Below are 16,546 nucleotides of genomic sequence, written 5' to 3'. Positions count from 1 at the left end.
GTGCGGGTGACGGGGGCTCTGCGGGAGGCGGACCGGCGGCTGGCCAGGCGGGCGATCGCCTGGGGGCCGCCGTGGCTGCGGCGGGTCGCGCCCGCGTGGGAGGAGGCGGCCGAGCACACCAAGCTGTGGTGGGCGGCCGCCGTCGCGATGGCCGCCTGCGGAGGCTGGCGGGGCCGGGCGGCCGCGGTCGCCGGGATCGGGGCCATGTCCGTCGCCGAGGCGCTGTCCGCGGGGGTCGTCAAGCGGCTGTACCGGCGCCGCCGCCCGCCCGGGGAGTGGGTGCCGGAACCGGAGCTGCGGGACCGCCCCGAGAGCTCGTCCTTCCCCTCCGGGCACACGGCCGCCGGGTGCGCCTTCGCGGGAGCCGTCACATCGGTGTGGCCGGCGCCCGGTGCCGTCTGTGGGGCCGCCGCGGCCCTGGTGGCCGGGCAGCGGCTGCACAGCGGGGCGCACTACCCGGCCGACGTCGCGGCGGGCGCCGCGCTCGGCCTCGCCTCGGCGGGCCTGGTCCGCGCGACCCCGCGCCTGCTGCTGCGACGGTCCCCGCGCTGACACGGGCTCCTCGAAGGGCTCTCCGCAGCCCCGGAACCGCTCTACAGGCCGGCCGTGAACTTGCCCAGGCGGGCGATGCCCTCCGTCAGCTCCTCGGCGGACGCCGCGTACGACAGCCGTACGTGGGTCTCGGCCGTGCTCACGCCGAAGTCGCGGCCGGGGGTGAGCGCCACATGCGCCTCCCGCAGGGCGCGGGCGCAGAAGTCCCAGGACGTCAGGCCGGTGGCGCTGACGTCGAAGTAGGCGTAGAACCCGCCGTCGGGCGGGACGGGGACGGGCAGGCCGATGCGGTCGAGGCCGTCCAGGACGAGCGCGCGCCGCTGCGCGAACTCCACCCGGCGGGCCTCGGCCACGGCCAGGGACTCCGGGGTGAAGCAGGCCAGGGCGGCGTGCTGGGCCGGGGCCGAGGCGCACAGGAAGTAGTTCTGGGCCAGGCGCTCCAGCGCGGGGACGAGGGCCTCGGGGACCACGCACCAGCCGAGCCGCCAGCCGGTCATGCCGAAGTACTTCGAGAAGCTGTTGACGACGACCGCGTCGGGGTCGTGCGCGAGGGCGCTGACCGGCGGGCGGCCGAGGTCGTCGTGGTCGCTCAGGTCCAGGTAGATCTCGTCGACCAGCCGCCAGGCCCCGCGCTCCCGGGCGAGGGCGCACAGCGCGGCCAGCTCGTCCGCCGGGACCGAGGTGCCGGTGGGGTTCGAGGGCGTGGCGATCATGACCCCGCGGGTGTCCGGCGACCAGTGCGACCGTACGGACGCCGTGTCGAGCTGGAAGCGGGAGGCGGGGCTCGTCGGGACGAGGGTGACGCGGGCGCCGAAGCTCTCCATGATCTGCCGGTTGCAGGGGTAGGAGGGGTCGGCGATCAGCACCTCGTCGCCGGGGTCGACGAGGGCGGCGGCGCCCAGCACCAGCGCGGCGGAGGCGCCCGCGGTCACCGCCACGCGGGCCGGGTCGACCTCGACGCCGTGCCGGTCGGCGTAGAAGCGGGCGATCGCCCGGCGCAGGGCGGGCAGGCCGAGCGCCGCCGTGTAGGCCATGGGGCGCCCGTCCATGGCCTCGCGCATCGCCGCGAGGACGGCGGGCGGCGCCCCGAAGTCGGGCTCGCCCAGGCTGAGTTTGACGACGTGGTGCCCCGCCGCCTCCAGTTCGGCTGCCTGCTTGCCGAACTCCATCGCGTAGAAGGGGGCTATGGCCTGGGCGCGCTGCGAGATCCTCATACCGACGATTTTCCGTCACGCCCGCCTCCGGCCGGCGGGATCAGCCGAAGCGGCCCGCCACGTAGTCCGCGGTCCGCCGGTCCTGCGGGGAGCCGAAGATGTCCTCGGTGGGGCCCGCCTCGACGATCCCGCCCGGGGTGCCCTGCTCGGCGAGGAAGAAGGCGGCAGCCCCACGGCCGCCATGATGGCGAGGACGGTGACGCCGGTCGCCGTGAGCTGGTACCGGAAGATCCGGTCACCGAGGCCACGGGCCGTGTGCAGCCGTCGAGGAACGGGTCTGTCGGGCTCCGGCGCGCGGGAAACCTCCACTGCGGACGCCACTGCTGTCCCCCTAAGGAAACGGTTTCTCCCCATACGGCTTCGTGATCGAGGCGCGCGGAGAGAGTCAATGGCCGGTTCCTTTCCCCTCAACCCGCCGGATGTGGACAGGATGTGAACCGTTCCTGTCGTTTTCGTGGGTGCGCTGTGGGGGGGGAGGGTCAGAGGGGCTGGGCCGGCCAGTCGAGGAGGCGGGCGCCGATGACGGCGGTCTGCAGGGTGTAGCGGTGCGCGGGGTCGGTGGGGTCGACGCCGGTGAGCTGATGGATGCGTTCCAGCCGGTACGTCAGGGCCCGCACGCTCAGGGAGAGCCGGCGGGCGGTCTGCGCGGCGACACAGCCCGCGTCGAAGTACGCGGCGAGCGTGGCCAGTTGGGGCTCGGCGCCGCCGCGGGCGGTGGTCAGCGGGCCGAGGACGGCCTGCACGAGGTCGGCCATCGCCTGCCGGTCGCGGGTCAGGACGGGGTAGACGAGCAGGTCGGCGGCGCGCAGCACCGGGTCGTCCAGGCCCAGCCGCTCGGCGAGTTCGAGGGCGCCCCGTGCCTCCTCGTAGGACTGGACGACCCCGCCGGGGCCGGGCTGCGGCCGGCCGATCGCCACCCGGCCGCCGCCGGTCGCGGCCCGTGCCTGCCGGGTGAACACGGGCAGGATCTCGTCACGGTGCCCGGGGGCGACACACACCAGCAGACCGTCCTTGGTGGTCAGCAGCACCTCGCGGTCGCCGAACCGGGCGAGCAGCGCCTGCTCCACCTGACGGGGCACCGGGTCGCCCTCGTCGTAGGCGGCGGGGCCCCGGGCGACGGCGACGGCGTGCGTGTGCGACAGGCGCACACCGAAGCGTTCGGCGCGCTGGGCGAGGCGGCCGAGGTCGCTGCGGCCGTAGAGCAGATCGTCGATGAACTCCCGCCGGGCCGCCTCCTCCCGCCGTACGGCCAGCCGCTGGGCCCGTTCGTGTCCCTCGGCCAGGGCGTCTATCACCTGGTGGACGGCGGCCAGCGTGCCGTCGGCGGAGCCCGCGGTGCCGGTGGTGCCGGGCCGGACCGAGCGGGCGGCGGCCAGATGAGCGCTGACCAGGGCGCGCAGGCCGTGACCGGCGTCGGCGGCCCGTTCGCCGAGGGCGCGCCGGGACTCCAGTTCCTCCCGGGTGAGCCGCCGGCCGGTGGCGGCGACCTCCGTCAGCAGCCGGATGTAGCCGTCCAGGTACTCCTCGGGAATCTCCCCCGCCACCGCGCGCCCCCCGCGTTTCGTGTTCCGGCAACGAACCGGCGGTCAGGACTGCCCGGTCCGCACAGTGCGCGGCGGTGTTCGGTCGTGGAAGATCGTCCCGCCGGCACCTAACCAATCAATCATGGGGGAACGACAATGAGAGCTTCGCGTGTGGCGCTCGCCGTGGCCGTGGGCGCGCTGACCCCGGCCCTGCTGCTCGCCTCGCCGTCCTTCGCGGCCGCCGCCTCGCACTCCCCGGCCGTCACGGCGTCCGCCACGACGGCCGGGGACACGGCCGCCGACGCGCAGTCGCCGTACGACTCGATGACGGAGGAGGAACTCCGGATCGAGATCGCGCGCGTCCTCGCCGACGAGAGCGCGGGCAGGGCGGTGCTCAGGGAGGCCCAGAAGGCGCTCGACGGCACCGCCGACGACATGCGCGCCTTCCTGAAGACGGGTCTCGCGCTCGCCCGGGACGAGGACAACAAGGTGGCGATCGCCCGGCTCCTCGCCGACCCCGACAGCGGCAGGGCCGTCCACCGGGAGGCGTCGGAGGCCCTCGACGGGACCCCCGAGGACCGGGTGGCCTTCCTGGCGACCGGCTACCGGCTCGCCCAGGCCGAGGACGACCGGGTCGCCATCGCCAGGATCCTCGCCAGGACCGACATCAGCGACGCCCTGCGCGCGGCGGCGCAGGAGGCGATCGACGGCACGCCGGAGGAGCTGCGCCACTTCCTGGAGGTCGGCCGGTACGAGGTCTAGCCCTGCTGCTGGGCGATGTTGACCAGCCAGGTGATGCCGAAGCGGTCCGTGCACATGCCGAAGACATCGCCCCACATCTGCTTGTCCAGCGGGACGGACACCTGGGCCCCGGCGGACAGCTTCTCCCAGTAGCCGCGCAGTTCGGCGTCGTCGTCGCCGCTGACGCTCACGGAGACGTTGCCGCTGGGGCTGTACTCCATCCCCGGCGGGGTGTCGGCTCCCATGAGGGTGAATCCGTTCGGGGCCTCCAGCATCCCGTGCATGATCTGGTCCGCCTGCGGGCTGTCCGCCTGGCCGAACTCGCCGAAGGTGCTCAGCGTCAGCGTGCCGCCGAAGACCTCCTTGTAGTGCTCCAGGGCCGCCCGGGCGTCACCGTTGAAGCTGAGATAGGGGTTGAGTCGCGAGGCCATCGCAACCTCCTGGGGAGCGAAGGGGGTTCAAAGGTGGTCAAACGGTACAAATGGTCACGGTGCGGAGCCTAGCGCTCCGCGAGCGTGTCGGCGGCGAGGGCGGTGGCGCTCCCGTCGGTGGTGGTGGTGTCGTACGGGTGGACCCGGGCGCGGCGGGGAAGTCATCGGCGGGCAGGATGTGACCTGCATCACATCCTGGGGGGAGGGTTGTCGCTCCCGATGCGGCAGGCTTGGGTGCGTGAGCAACTCCAGTGACTCCCTCTTCGTCAAGATCTGCGGGCTGAAGACCGAGCAGGACGTCGACACGGCCGTGGAGGCGGGGGCCGACGCGATCGGGTTCGTGTTCTCGGCCAGCCCGCGCCGTATCGACGCCGCCACGGCCGCGCGGCTCGCCCGGCGGGTGCCCGTGCATGTGCTGACGGTCGGCGTGTTCCGTGCCGAACCCCTCGACGACGTACGGACCCTGGCCGCCGAGTCGGGGATCCGGGCCGTCCAGCTGCACGGCCCGGATGACCGGGACTACTACGACGAACTGGCCGCGGGCGGCTGGACGCTGATCCGTGCCGCCGCCTTCGGGGACTCCGTGCCGCGCTGCGGGGAGCTGGGCGAGGACATGCTGCTCCTCGACGCCCCGGTGCCGGGGTCCGGGGTCGCCTGGGACTGGTCCCGCGGGACCCCGGCCGGCACCGGGGAGAAGTGGCTGCTCGCCGGCGGCCTCACCCCGGCCAACGTCCACGAGGCCGTCACCGCCACCCGCCCGTGGGGCGTCGACGTCTCCAGCGGCGTCGAAAGCAGCCGGGGCGTCAAGGACCCGTCCCTCATCACAGCCTTCGTGAAGGCGGCTCGCGGGGTGTGAGACGGGCCCCGGTGAGGGTCGGTCGAGGGCCCGGTCGATCACGTCGGGCAGGTCGCTCGTCATGCCGTCCACGTGCCGGCCGGCCACCGTGCGGGCCGCGTTCGCGGTGTTCACCACCCAGGGGACGGTCTCCAGCGGCTTGCCGTGGGCGCCCTCGAGGGCGTGGACCGCGGTCGTGAAGCCGCCGGAGACCTGCCGGTAGTCGGGGTCGACCCGGTCGGCGTAGGTCGCGTACTCGCGCAGCGCGGAGGCCGACGGCCGGGTCGAAAAAGGGGGACGGCGAGTCCCCGTCCGATCGCTGCGGACGGCCCACCCGGCCCGGGTCCGTTCGTGTCCGAGTCCTGTCGCGGCGCAAGCCCGGCGCCGATTCCCGCTGGTCCGATCGAGGTGGGCGGGTGCCAGGAGGCCGGACCGCGGCCACTGCCGGGAAACGCCGGCCCCGCCGTAAGGTGGGGGCATGGCAGCAACCGAGACGGCACCCGGAGAGCGGATACGGCTCGCCGTGGGGGACGCGATGTGCCCGCAGCGCGGGGCGCTGGAGCACCTCACCAGCCGCTGGGGCACCCTCGTCCTCATCGCGCTGCTCGACCGCCCGTACCGCTTCAGCGAACTGCGCCGGGAGATCGGCAGGGTGAGCGAGAAGATGCTGACGCAGACCCTGCAGACGCTGGAGCGCGACGGCATGGTCCACCGCGACGCCAAGCCGGTGATCCCGCCCCGCGTGGACTACTCCCTCACGGACCTCGGCCGCGAGGCCGCCGAGCAGGTCCGCGCCCTCGCGCTGTGGACGGACGTCCGGATGGCGGCCATCGAGAAGGCACGCGAGGAGTACGACGCGGCGAAGGCCTGACGGCGCCGGGTCTGTCGGTCACTTGGTCGTCGACTGCCCGTTCCGGGCGACCGGCGTCACGCACCCGAGGTGATCAGCCGGCGCACCTCCTCGGTGGCCGGCGCGTACCGGCGGCCGCGCCTTCGTACAGGGGGCGGCGCAACCGGTCAGGTTTGGAGAAGCGCCCCGCACCGGGCCGCGGCTAGCGTGAAAGCCATGGACATCACCATTCACACGACCTTCCTCCCGCACGACGACCCGGAGGCGTCCCTGGCCTTCTACCGAGACGTCCTCGGCTTCGAGGTCCGCAGCGACGTGGGACAGGGCAGGATGCGCTGGATCACGGTCGGCCCGGCCGGGCAGCCCGGAACGTCCATCCTGCTGGCCCCGCCGGCCACCGACCCCGGCATCACCGAGGACGAGCGCCGCACCATCGCCGAGATGATGGCCAAGGGCACCTACGGCTGGATCCTGCTGGCCACCCCGGACCTCGACGGCACCTTCGAGAAGGTCACCGCCCAGGACGCCGAGGTCGTCCAGGAGCCCACCGAGCAGCCGTACGGCATCCGTGACTGCGCCTTCCGCGATCCCGCGGGCAATCTCGTCCGCATCCAGGAACTGCGCTGAGCCGTACCGGCGAGAAGGGGGGGTCCGCCATGTGTCACCCGGGCTGGCGGCGCGCGCTCATGGGGGCGCGGCACCTGCACGACCTCGCGCGGCTGCGCAGGGTACGTGACCGGATCGACCGGGAGTACGCGCGCCCGCTGGACGTGCTGGCGCTCGCCGCGGCCGCGGACCTGCCGGCCCGGCAGCTCAGCCGCGCGTTCACGCTCGCCTACGGCGCCTCGCCGTACACCTATCTGCTGAAGCGTCGCGCCGAGCGCGCGAGGATCGCCGGGCTCGTCCACGGGCCCGGGAGAGGAGACCGGTCATGAGCGGGACCCGGCAGCACGAGGCGTTCACCGAAGAGGAACGCGCCGCGATGAAGGAGCGCGCGAAGGAGGTGAGGGCCTCCACGCGCCGCGGGGCCAAGGCGGACACGGAGGGCGAGGTCCTCGCGAAGATCGCCGAGATGCCGGACGCGGACCGCGCCCTCGCCGAGCGGATCCACGCCCTCGTCAGGGCGGAGGCACCCGGTCTTGTACCGAAGCTCTGGTACGGGATGCCGGCGTACGCCAGGGACGGCAAGGTCGTCTGCTTCTTCCAGAGCGCGCAGAAGTTCAAGTCGAGGTACGCCACGCTCGGCTTCAGCGACGCGGCGCACCTCGACGAGGGCGGTCTGTGGCCCACCGCGTTCGCCCTGACGGAGCCGACCGCCGCCGACGAGGAGCTGATCGCCGCGCTCATCAGGCGAGCGGTGGGCTGAGGAGGCGTGGGCTGCTCGGTGGTGCGGTGGGCGCGGTGGATCGCCTGGAACATGTCCTCGGGGGCGGCCCTGCCGTCCGCCGCGACCGTCGGGCGGGGTGCCGGCAGGGAGGACGGTCAGGAACGGGCGGCAGTGGGCTCGTCGGCGGAACGCGTCGCGGGACGGGCGAAGGTGTGCCCCTTCGACGCGAACGCGGAGCCCGGCAGGGCAAGCGTGCCGAGCAGACGGGCCACGGCCGGGACGCGGGCCGCCCGGTACAGGACCACACAACCGAGGTAACCGCCCAGGGTGTTGACGAGGAGGTCGGTGGTGTCCGTCAGCCGGGCGTTGTTGACCACGACGTACATCAGGAGCTGGGACACCTCGATGGCGAGGCTCACCCCGGCCGTGACGGCGGTGACCCGCCCCTTGGAGCCGATCCGGGCGGTCGTCAGCGGCAGCAGCATGCCGAGCGGGACCGTCAGGATCACGTTGGCGACGATGCTCGGGTCGGGGCTGGGCGCCGGGACCCAGTTGATCTGGTTGGTCCAGGGCATCAGGTTGGCGTACTCGCCGTAGGTCACGACGACCGGGAAGAGCGTGAGGGCCAGCACGCCGGCGGCGTACGCGGCGGCCAGCAGCCGGGTCACCGCGTGCCGCCCGGTCCAGCCGGCCCGGCCCCGCCGTGCGCGCAGGGCCACCAGCACGCCGAACGCGGCCAGCAGCGGCCCCAGCACGGTCGTGGCACCGATCTCGAAGTGGACGTTGCCCATGGTGAACTCCTCGGCGGGGGCGGGTGGTTGCGGGGCCCACTCTCGCCCCGCGCGCCCGGGCGACGGCTCTGACGAAAGACCGATCTTCGGCGGAGCTCTACGACTTTCGGCCGACCCCCCGGCTACGCTCCCGGCATGAAGTCCTGGCGATGGACCGGGGAACGGTCCCGGCGGGTGGCCCGGCTGCGGGCGGCGGTGTGGCCCGCGGTCGCGGTGCTGCTCCTCGTCCTCGGTGCCTTCGACTACCGGGTGGGCGCGTTCGGGCGGCTCGGTCACGCGTTCGAGCAGGCGGACGCGAGCACGGCCGGTCCGCTGGTGCTGATCTGCGGGCTGCTGTCGTGCGTCGCCCTGCTGCTCTGGCCCCGCCTCGGCGTGCGCGGCCTGCCGCTCGTGACGGCCGGCGCGGCGGCGCTGTCGCTCGCCACGACGGCCGCCGTCCACGTCGTCGCGGGGCTCGCGCACCGGCTGGACTCCTACTCCCCCGTGCAATCGGTGGTCGCCCTCACCGAACCGGCCGCGCTGCTGGGGCTGGTGACGCTGACCGCGTGGCGCGGCGCGCCGAAGGCGGCGGCGGGCGCCGTACCGGCGGCCATGGCGGCGGTCGTCCTGCGCCCGCTGGCCGTCGAGATCGACCTGGGCAGCGTGGTCCTGGCGTTCTTCTTGACCCTGGCCGCGACGGCGGCCCTGGCGATCGGCCTGACCGTACGGCTGGTCGTCGCGGACCGGCGGCGCCGGGAGAGCGCCGTACGGCTGGAGCAGCGCGCGGAGTTCGCCCGTGACCTGCACGACTTCGTCGCCCACCATGTCACCGGCATCGTCATCCAGGCGCAGGGCGCCCGTTCCGTCGCCGTACGACGGCCCGACCTGGTGCCGCCCGCGCTGGAACGGATCGAGCACGCGGGCGCGGAGGCGCTGAAGTCGATGCGGGCGATGGTGGGGATGCTGCGCGAGACGGATACGCGGGAGTCGCGGGATCCAGGGGAGTCGCGGGATCCACGGGAGCCACGGGAGCGGGACGTGGCTCTGGCGCCGCTGGCCGGTATGGCAGAAGTGCGGGCCCTCGTCGAGGAGTTCGCCCCGGTCGGCGGAGCCCGGGCGGTGCTGCGGACGGAGGGGGAGTTCGAGGAGCTGCCGGTGGAGGTGGTGACCACCCTGCACCGGGTGGTGATGGAGGCGCTGACCAACATACGCAAGCACGCCCGCGACGTCACCGAGGTGGAGGTCCGCCTGGTGCGGTCCGGGACGCGGGTCACCGTGACGGTGAGCGACGACGGCCGCCCGCGCGCCGGGCACCAGGCGCTCCCGGCGCTGGGTGGCGGCTTCGGGCTGAAGGGGCTGGTCGAGCGGGTGGGCATGGTCGGCGGCAGGGTCGAGGCGGGGCCCGCCGCGGGCGGGGGCTGGCGGATCGAGGCGACGCTGCCGGTCGGCGGGGGCGCGGAACCGGGTCGGGTCGTGGGGAGCGCCGCGTGACGGGCCCGGGGACGATCCGTGTGCTGATCGCCGACGACCAGGCCATGGTCCGCACTGGCTTCGAGATGATCCTGGCCGCCGAGGACGACATCGAGGTCGTCGGGCAGGCGGCGGACGGTCTTCAGGCGGTGGAACTCGCCGAACGGCACCGGCCCGACGTGGTGCTGATGGACATCCGCATGCCCAGGCTGGACGGCCTGGAGGCCCTGCGCCGGCTCACCCGTCCCGGCCTGGTCGACCCGCCGAAGGTCGTGGTGGCCACGACCTTCGACGACGACGAGTACGTCCACCGCGCCCTGCGTGACGGCGCCTGCGGCTTCCTCCTCAAGGACTCCGGCCCCACCCTGCTGGTCGAGGCGATCCGCGCCGCGGCCTTTGGGGAGGCCCTGGTCAGCCCCTCCATCACCCTGCGTCTGCTGCGGGGCGCACCGGGCCGTGCCGCGGCCGACCGAGCCCGCCGGGGCCCGGACCCGGGGCTGTCCGCCCGGGAGACGGACGTCGTACGGCTCGTGGCCACCGGCCTCACCAACGCGGAGATCGCCGCCCGGCTGTCCATCTCCGTCGGCACGGTGAAGACCCACCTGGGCAACGTCCAGAGCAAGCTCTCCGCCCGCAACCGGGTGGAGATCGCGGCGTGGGCCTGGCGGTCGGGGGTCGTCGAGGAGTGACGTACGGCGTCCCCTGTGCGGGGATCCCGCGTCAGCTCGCGGACGGGGGCGAGGGCGGCTGGGGCGGGTACGGCTGCGGGGGCTGGGGGGCCGACGGGGGCTGGGGGGCCGGTGCGGGCTGCTGAGCGGCCTGCGGGGGCTCCTGGGCGGCCTGCGGGGGCTGCTGGGCCGGCGGGTAGGACTGTGCCGCCTGGTACGGCTGGGGCTGTGGATACGGCTGGGGCTGTGGGTACGGCTGCGGGTAGGCCTGCGGGTACGGCTGAGGGGCCGGGCCGGCCGGCCAGGGCTGCGGGGGTGTGCCGGGGCCGGTGAGGGCGACGGCGGGGCGGCGGGTGGTGAGGACCGTGAGGACGGTCGCGACGAGCGCCAGCACACAGGCCGCGGTCAGCAGGTAGAAGCCGGGGCCGAAGGTCGTGGACCGGGTGTCCGAGTCCCACTGGGCGTCCCCGACCGCCGAGATCGCCACGGTCAGCGTCGTCCCGAACAGCAGCACCGCGCCCGCCACCCCGAGCACCCGGGCGAGCGGCAGCCGCCCGCCGGAACGGGTCAGCAGCAGGACGCCCGCGACGACCGCGAGGAGGGCGGCCACGAGCAGGGGGACCCCGTGGAACTGCGTGACCGACTCCTGGTCCTCCCCCTGGAAGCGGGTGGAGTAGGACCACGCCTTCGCGACGATCCGGTACACCGTGTCGTCACTGCCGCCCTCCATCGTCTGGGCCGACTCGTCCAGCGTGGTGAACGAACCGGTGACGGTGACGACGGCGCCGAGCAGCAGCAGCCCGCCGGAGACCCGGTCGGCGGCCGCGCCCGGGTCCGGCGGGGGGCCGGGGGGTCTGCCGTACGGGACGGGCGGGGGCACCGGGGGGCCGGGTTGCGTCGGTTGTGTCATCCACCGATCGTAGTGAGCGGGGTTGGTAAAGATAAGACCAACAACGCCTGTTTCAAGTGGACTTCACCGCTGTGCCGCCGCCGGTGCCATCGGTCCCGCCGCGCGCAGGTGCCGGGCCAGCCGCGCCGGGTCGGCACCTGGGCGGGCCGCCAGTTCCCGGGCGAACGCGGCGTGCCGGATCTGCCGGGAGGACGGGGTCAGGGTGCCGAGCACGACGTCGCGGGGCAGCTCGGGCAGCCGGTAGCGGCCGGTGCCGCCCGTGCCGGGTTCCCCGTCCCAGACCAGGATCCGGGCGGTGACGGCCGCGTCGATCAGCGGCAGCAGCTGGTCCGGGGCCAGGCCCTGGACGTCCGCGAGGAGACCGAGGTCCAGCCACTCGCCGTCGGCGGCGGCATAGGTGAGCATGGTCCGCGCCGGGTCGGGCAGTTCGACGAGGCGTGCGTGGAGGATGTTGCGTACGGCCGCCGGCACCTGCGCCTCGGGGCCGGTGCGCCGCTCGGGAGGCAGTTCCAGCAGCTCGGCCAGCGCGAAGGGGTGCCCCTCGCAGCGCCGGTGCAGCGCCTGCGCCGCGGCCGGGCCGGCGTCCTCGCCGCGCGCCGTGAGCAGTTCGGCGACGTCGTCGGCGGTCAGCGGGTCCAGGGTCAGCCAGGTCGCCCCGATCAGGGCCAGGTCGGCGAGGAGCATGCTGGAGACGGGGGCGTCGGGGTTGCGCAGGGTGCACACGAAGACGACCGGGGCCTCGCGCAGCACCTTGGCGAGCCGCCGCAGCAGCCGGTGGAAGCCCTGCGGTGCCTGGTCGAGGTCGTCGACGACGACCAGCGTGGGTCCCTGGGTGAGCTCGTCGACGACCGTGGCGAGCGGGTCCTTCCGCGCCTCCTCGTCCTCGGCGGAGTCCTTGCCGTCCTGCCGCAGCGCGTCCAGGAGCTGGACGGTCGGACAGGTCTGGGAGATCCCGCGGTTGCCGCTGAGCGCCTGACCGGCCCGGGTGCGGGCGACGGTGAACCCGGCCGACACGGCCCAGGCCGACAGCTCGTCCGTGATCCGGGTCTTGCCCGAGCCCTGCTCGCCGGTGATCACGGCCCAGCGGGGGCGGCCCGCGGTCGCGGCCGACAGCAGGGCGGCGAGCTGCTTCTTCTCCTCGTGCCGGCCCACGAAGGGAGCGGCGTCGGTGTTCCGGGGGTCCGGGTGCGTGCAGACGGTGGTGAACTCGAGGCCCGGGGTGAGGGGCGCGGTCGAGGCGGCCGTGACGGAGTCGGCCGGGGGCGGGGTGCCGAGGACCACGACGTCGTGCCGCAGGATCGCGGTGTGCAGATCCCTGAGCTGGGGGCTGGGGTCCAGGCCCAGGTCGGTGGCGAGCATGTCGCGGAACCGCTCGTACTGGCGCAGCGCCTCCACGGGCCGGCCGGCGGCGTACAGCGCGCGCATCAGCAGCGCCCAGGACGTCTCGCGGAGCGGGGCCTTGAGGACGAGGCCCTCCGCGACGCCGATCGCCGGTTCCGTCTCGCCCTGCTGGACGAGGATCGCGGCCTGCAGTTCCCTGGCGTCCTGGAGGGTGCCGTCGAGCCGCGTGCGCTCACGTATCGCGAAGGCGTGCTCGGTGGCCTCGGCCAGGGCCTCGCCGCGCCACAGCGCGAGGGCGGCGTCGATCTCCTGCCGGGCGGCGGTGAGCCGGCCGTTCCGCAGGGCTTCGCGGGCCCGGCTCACGGACTCCTCGAAGAGGGTGGTGTCCCGGGCCCCGGCCGGCACCTTCAGGGCGTAGCCGGCCGGGCCGCTGACCAGCACGGTGGAGCGGCCCTGCCGGACCGGGTCCAGGACCGCGCGCAGCCGGCTGATGTGCGCGCGGACGGAGGACGCGGCACCCGTCGGCCGGTCGGTCGGCCACAGATCGCGGCAGAGGGTGTCCTGGGAGACGGGACGGCCGTCCTCCAGGAGCAGACGGATGAGCAGCAGTCGGCGCTGCCGGGGGCCCAGATCGAGGGAAACGTTGCCCTTGAGTACCTCGACGGGTCCGAGCACGCCGAACCGCAGCTCCTGTCGTGAGTTCACCGGGTGGGCCCTCCTGGGCGGCGCTGGATGTGAAGGGGCCTCGCCGAACACGGCATCGGGGCATGCAGGGTACGCGATGGAGTCAATCAATGGCTCGTTGCTCGACTGTTGTCCGTGTGTTGTCGCGGGTGGCACCGGGCTGCGGTGTCCTGCTACGGATTGGCCCTGTTGTTTTCTTGCACACGGGAAATTGTCGGGCGCCGCACGGGGCGGAACATCGACTCGGAATCGGATCTCTCCCCGGTCCGTCTGCAACCGGAGATAGAGGCCGTGACTACGACTCAGGTCGTAGTCAATGGGTGGACAATTCCTGTGCAACAAACAGGAGTTGAGGGCTTCGCCGACGCCTGTACGATCCTCATTCCTCGCATGGATCCGGACTTCCCGATCCAGCTCCCGATCCTGCTCCCCGATCCAGCTCCCCGATCCAGAAGGAACTCATGCGTAAATTGACGTCGGCCGTCGCCAGCGCGGTGATGGCTTTCGCCGGAATGGCCGGGATGATGAGCACGCCGGCGCAGGCGGCGACGGGCCTGGAGTACGTGGCCCTGGGTGATTCGTACGCCTCCGGGGTAGGCGCGGACTACTACGACGGCGCCAGCGGCGACTGCAAGCGCAGCACCGTCGACTACCCGGCGCTGTGGGCCGCGGCGCACGGGGACTACACGCTGAAGGACGTCTCCTGCAGCGGTGCGAAGATCGCGGACGTGCGGGACAAGCAGCTGTCCGCGCTGAGCGCCGACACCGATCTCGTCACGCTCACGGTGGGCGGCAACGACGCCCAGTTCTCCACCGTGGCCCAGGGCTGCCTCACCCAGGGCGACAGCTGGTGCGACTCGGCCACGCTGTACATGTCGTCGTACGCCAAGGGCCAGTTGGTGACATCGCTCGCCGGGCTGTACAAGGACATCAAGGCCAAGGCGCCGAACGCCCGGGTCGTCGTCCTCGGCTATCCGCAGACGGTCTCCCCGACCGGGACCTGCCCCCTGATCGACCTCAGCTCCGCCAAGCGCACCGCCATGAACCAGCTGGCCGACGCGCTGGCCGAGGGCACCAAGGCCGCCGCGGCCAAGGAGCCGGTCCAGTTCATCGACATGCGCGACTCGTTCAAGGGCCACGGCGCGTGCGGCTCCGACCCGTGGATCAACGACCTGAACGCCGGGACCGCGGTCTTCCACCCCACCCTGATGGGTTACCTGGCGGGCTACGACGCGCGGCTCAACGAGGTCACCGGCTGACCCGGGGCCGGACGCGAGACGGACGAACCCCCGGGAAGCGGCCCGGGGGTTCGTCGTGTGTCCGGCGTCGGGTCGGCGCGTCGTGTCAGGAGAACAGCAGGCGCCAGGTCAGCGGGCCGGGGGTGCCGTCGGCGTCGCCGCGCAGTTCCTTGCGGGACTTCTGGAAGTCACGGACGTTCAGCCGGTCCGCCTCGCCCCAGGTTCTGCTCGGGCCGACCTTGTAGTGGTCGCCGAAGCCCCGCTTCACCAGCTGCTTGCCGAGCCGCAGGACGTGCGCGTTCGTGGCGCCGGCGACGAAGTACTTGCGCCCCGGGAACGCGGGCACCTTCGGCTTGGCGGGGGTGGTCGGCTGCGCGGTGTCGTCGTCGCCGACGTCCAGGTCGGCCTTCGCGTACTTCAGGATCCTCGCGAAGTCGATCGCGCCGGGGTCGCCGTGGACGTTCTCCGGCACGTGCATGTGCCCGCACACGCCCTTGAAGTCCGACCACTGAGCGCCCGTCATCCGCTGGCCGCCGCCGTTGGCGTACGACGTCGGGTACGCGGGCCAGCTCTTCGGGCCGGCCAGCGCGACGCCGTGCTCCTCGTGCATCCAGGCCAGGAAGCGGGCGACGCCCTGCAGCGCCCAGTCGGGGGCGTCCGGCCAGTAGACGTGCGCGTGGCCCGCGGCCTGCCACTGGGCGTGGGTCTTCGGGTCGCAGGTGCCGGCCAGTTCGACCTGGCAGACGTTCAGGGTGTTCGTCTCGACGCCGCCGCGCAGGTTCACGAGGGCCCGGGAGGAGGTCTCGATGTCGAAGTGCTGGTACCACTTCAGCTTCTTGGCGGCGAGGTCCGGGACCGCCGTCAGGTTCGGCGCGGTGGAGCCACCGTCGTAGCCGGGCAGCGTGTAGCCCTCGGTGGTGTGCAGGACGACCACGTCGACCTGCATGGCGTCACCGCCGAAGTCGTCCTGGTACCAGTTCGCCCGGCTCGCGCCCGGGTAGCGTTGAGGGCCCGTCTTGGTGCTCATCGCAGACTCCTGATCTGTCGGGGCAGCAGTCAACCAACGAGCCGTTGCACAGGCGTTGTCGTGCGCTTGTCCTCGGCGACCGCGCCCCGACGTCCGTCCCGGCTACCGTCACCCCGTGGAGACGACACCGGACCTGGACCGCGCCCTGCGGGTGGCGACCGAGCTGGCGGCGTGGGCCTCGGAGACGATCCGGGGCGCCCGCACCACCGCCGTACGGCGGAAGGCGAGCCCCGCGGACCTCGTCACCGACACCGACGAGGCCGTGGAGCGGCACGTCCGCGCGGTGCTCGGCGAGGCGTTCCCCGGGTACGGGATCGTCGGCGAGGAGTACGGCACCACCGAAGGCGCCGGCTCCGCCCCGACCTGGGTGGTCGACCCCGTCGACGGTACGTCCAACTTCGCGCACGGCATCGGCTGGTGCTCCTTCTCGCTGGGCCTCGCCGCCCCCGACGGCACGCCGCTGCTCGGCGTGGTCGCGGACCCCTGGCGGGGCGAGACCTTCACCGCGGTCCGCGGCGGCGGCGCCCACGTCGACGGCGTCCCGGTCCGGGCCGCCGACCACACCACCCTCACCGGGCATCTCTTCCTGACCGAGTGGGCGGCCCACGCCCACTGGCCCGGCATGGACGCCCTGCTCACCGAGCTCTCCGCCCGCCACTGCACGGTCCGGGTGATGGGCTCCACGGCCCTGTCCCTGGTCCAGGTGGCGGCGGGCCGGGCGACCGCGGCGGCGATCGGCGAGTTCCACCACGTCGACGGCCTCCCGGCCCTGCTGATCGCCCAGGAGGCGGGCGCGATCGCCCTGCCCGGCCTCCCCGCCTACGACGAGCCCCTGCTGCTCGCGGCCCCGGCCGCGGCGGAGGAGGCGCAGAGCCTGTGGCGGCGGGCGGGAGTGGGGCGCGGCCGTACGGCCTGATCCCGGGCGGCCGGTGGGGCGGTGGGGCGGTGGGGCGGTGGGGCGGCCG

Annotated in this window: 18 protein-coding genes; 11 read left to right on the top strand and 7 right to left on the bottom strand. The window is 73.6% G+C overall.

Annotated features, from left to right (window positions below):
* The gene (locus OG852_RS23300; RefSeq protein WP_133910897.1) at positions 1–552 is read left to right on the top strand and encodes a phosphatase PAP2 family protein; all 552 of its coding nucleotides are present in this window, start codon (positions 1–3) and stop codon (positions 550–552) included.
* 41 nt (positions 553–593) lie between these two features.
* Here OG852_RS23300 and OG852_RS23295 read toward each other — a convergent pair whose 3' ends face one another.
* Together OG852_RS23295 and OG852_RS23290 are read right to left on the bottom strand one after the other, a co-directional pair.
* Positions 594–1,766, bottom strand: coding sequence for a pyridoxal phosphate-dependent aminotransferase (locus OG852_RS23295; RefSeq protein ID WP_330348856.1), 1,173 nt, complete (start codon positions 1,764–1,766; stop codon positions 594–596).
* Positions 1,767–2,245: 479 nt separating this feature from the next.
* Positions 2,246–3,310, bottom strand: coding sequence for a PucR family transcriptional regulator (locus tag OG852_RS23290; protein ID WP_133910895.1), 1,065 nt, complete (start codon positions 3,308–3,310; stop codon positions 2,246–2,248).
* Positions 3,311–3,445: 135 nt separating this feature from the next.
* Between OG852_RS23290 and OG852_RS23285 the strand changes: the two genes are divergently transcribed.
* On the top strand, positions 3,446–4,051 hold the full coding sequence (locus tag OG852_RS23285) for an ALF repeat-containing protein (RefSeq protein WP_133910894.1): 606 nt from the start codon (positions 3,446–3,448) through the stop codon (positions 4,049–4,051).
* Here the strand turns inward: OG852_RS23285 and OG852_RS23280 are convergent.
* A complete protein-coding gene (locus OG852_RS23280) occupies positions 4,048–4,461 on the bottom strand; it encodes a VOC family protein (protein ID WP_133910893.1) in 414 nt (137 codons plus the stop codon). The two genes, OG852_RS23285 and OG852_RS23280, sit on opposite strands and share 4 nt — an antisense overlap.
* Positions 4,462–4,699: 238 nt before the next feature.
* Here OG852_RS23280 and OG852_RS23275 point away from each other — a divergent pair, with 238 nt between their 5' ends.
* From OG852_RS23275 to OG852_RS23255, 5 genes are all read left to right on the top strand, one after another.
* Positions 4,700–5,317 carry a phosphoribosylanthranilate isomerase gene (locus tag OG852_RS23275; RefSeq protein WP_330348855.1) on the top strand — a complete coding sequence of 206 codons (618 nt, stop codon included), beginning with the start codon at positions 4,700–4,702 and terminating at the stop codon, positions 5,315–5,317.
* 457 nt (positions 5,318–5,774) lie between these two features.
* On the top strand, positions 5,775–6,167 hold the full coding sequence (locus tag OG852_RS23270; protein ID WP_133910891.1) for a winged helix-turn-helix transcriptional regulator: 393 nt from the start codon (positions 5,775–5,777) through the stop codon (positions 6,165–6,167).
* A gap of 195 nt (positions 6,168–6,362) precedes the next feature.
* Positions 6,363–6,773 (top strand): VOC family protein, encoded by a 411-nt coding sequence (locus tag OG852_RS23265; protein ID WP_133910890.1) that lies wholly within the window; start codon positions 6,363–6,365, stop codon positions 6,771–6,773.
* A 29-nt stretch (positions 6,774–6,802) separates the two neighbouring features.
* Positions 6,803–7,081, top strand: a complete 279-nt coding sequence (locus tag OG852_RS23260) for a hypothetical protein (RefSeq protein WP_330348854.1) — start codon at positions 6,803–6,805, stop codon at positions 7,079–7,081.
* Entirely contained in the window at positions 7,078–7,512 is a 435-nt protein-coding gene (locus OG852_RS23255) for an iron chaperone (protein WP_133910889.1), read from the top strand. Before OG852_RS23260 ends, OG852_RS23255 begins: the two co-directional genes overlap by 4 nt.
* A gap of 116 nt (positions 7,513–7,628) precedes the next feature.
* Here the strand turns inward: OG852_RS23255 and OG852_RS23250 are convergent, their stop codons facing one another.
* Positions 7,629–8,264, bottom strand: coding sequence for a VanZ family protein (locus tag OG852_RS23250; RefSeq protein ID WP_133910888.1), 636 nt, complete (start codon positions 8,262–8,264; stop codon positions 7,629–7,631).
* 135 nt (positions 8,265–8,399) lie between these two features.
* Here OG852_RS23250 and OG852_RS23245 point away from each other — a divergent pair, with 135 nt between their 5' ends.
* Positions 8,400–9,734 (top strand): sensor histidine kinase, encoded by a 1,335-nt coding sequence (locus tag OG852_RS23245; protein WP_330348853.1) that lies wholly within the window; start codon positions 8,400–8,402, stop codon positions 9,732–9,734.
* Positions 9,731–10,402, top strand: a complete 672-nt coding sequence (locus tag OG852_RS23240; RefSeq protein ID WP_330348852.1) for a response regulator — start codon at positions 9,731–9,733, stop codon at positions 10,400–10,402. Before OG852_RS23245 ends, OG852_RS23240 begins: the two co-directional genes overlap by 4 nt.
* Positions 10,403–10,433: 31 nt before the next feature.
* On the opposite strand, the gene OG852_RS23235 is transcribed toward OG852_RS23240, so the two are convergent.
* Complete coding sequence (locus OG852_RS23235) at positions 10,434–11,291, bottom strand: hypothetical protein (protein ID WP_330348851.1); 858 nt, start codon at positions 11,289–11,291, stop codon at positions 10,434–10,436.
* 63 nt (positions 11,292–11,354) lie between these two features.
* Positions 11,355–13,337, bottom strand: a complete 1,983-nt coding sequence (locus tag OG852_RS23230; RefSeq protein ID WP_133910885.1) for a BTAD domain-containing putative transcriptional regulator — start codon at positions 13,335–13,337, stop codon at positions 11,355–11,357.
* A 440-nt stretch (positions 13,338–13,777) separates the two neighbouring features.
* On the opposite strand from OG852_RS23230, the gene OG852_RS23225 reads away from it, so the two are divergent.
* Complete coding sequence (locus OG852_RS23225) at positions 13,778–14,575, top strand: SGNH/GDSL hydrolase family protein (protein ID WP_133910884.1); 798 nt, start codon at positions 13,778–13,780, stop codon at positions 14,573–14,575.
* A gap of 85 nt (positions 14,576–14,660) precedes the next feature.
* On the opposite strand, the gene OG852_RS23220 is transcribed toward OG852_RS23225, so the two are convergent.
* Positions 14,661–15,581, bottom strand: coding sequence for a peptidoglycan-binding protein (locus OG852_RS23220; protein WP_133910883.1), 921 nt, complete (start codon positions 15,579–15,581; stop codon positions 14,661–14,663).
* Positions 15,582–15,696: 115 nt separating this feature from the next.
* Between OG852_RS23220 and OG852_RS23215 the strand changes: the two genes are divergently transcribed.
* Positions 15,697–16,497 carry an inositol monophosphatase family protein gene (locus OG852_RS23215; RefSeq protein WP_330348850.1) on the top strand — a complete coding sequence of 267 codons (801 nt, stop codon included), beginning with the start codon at positions 15,697–15,699 and terminating at the stop codon, positions 16,495–16,497.
* Positions 16,498–16,546 lie beyond the last annotated feature (49 nt).

Source organism: Streptomyces sp. NBC_00582, assembly GCF_036345155.1.
GTDB lineage: Bacteria > Actinomycetota > Actinomycetes > Streptomycetales > Streptomycetaceae > Streptomyces.
Note: the sequence above shows the minus strand (reverse complement) of the source record. Positions and strands in the feature narration are given on the sequence as shown.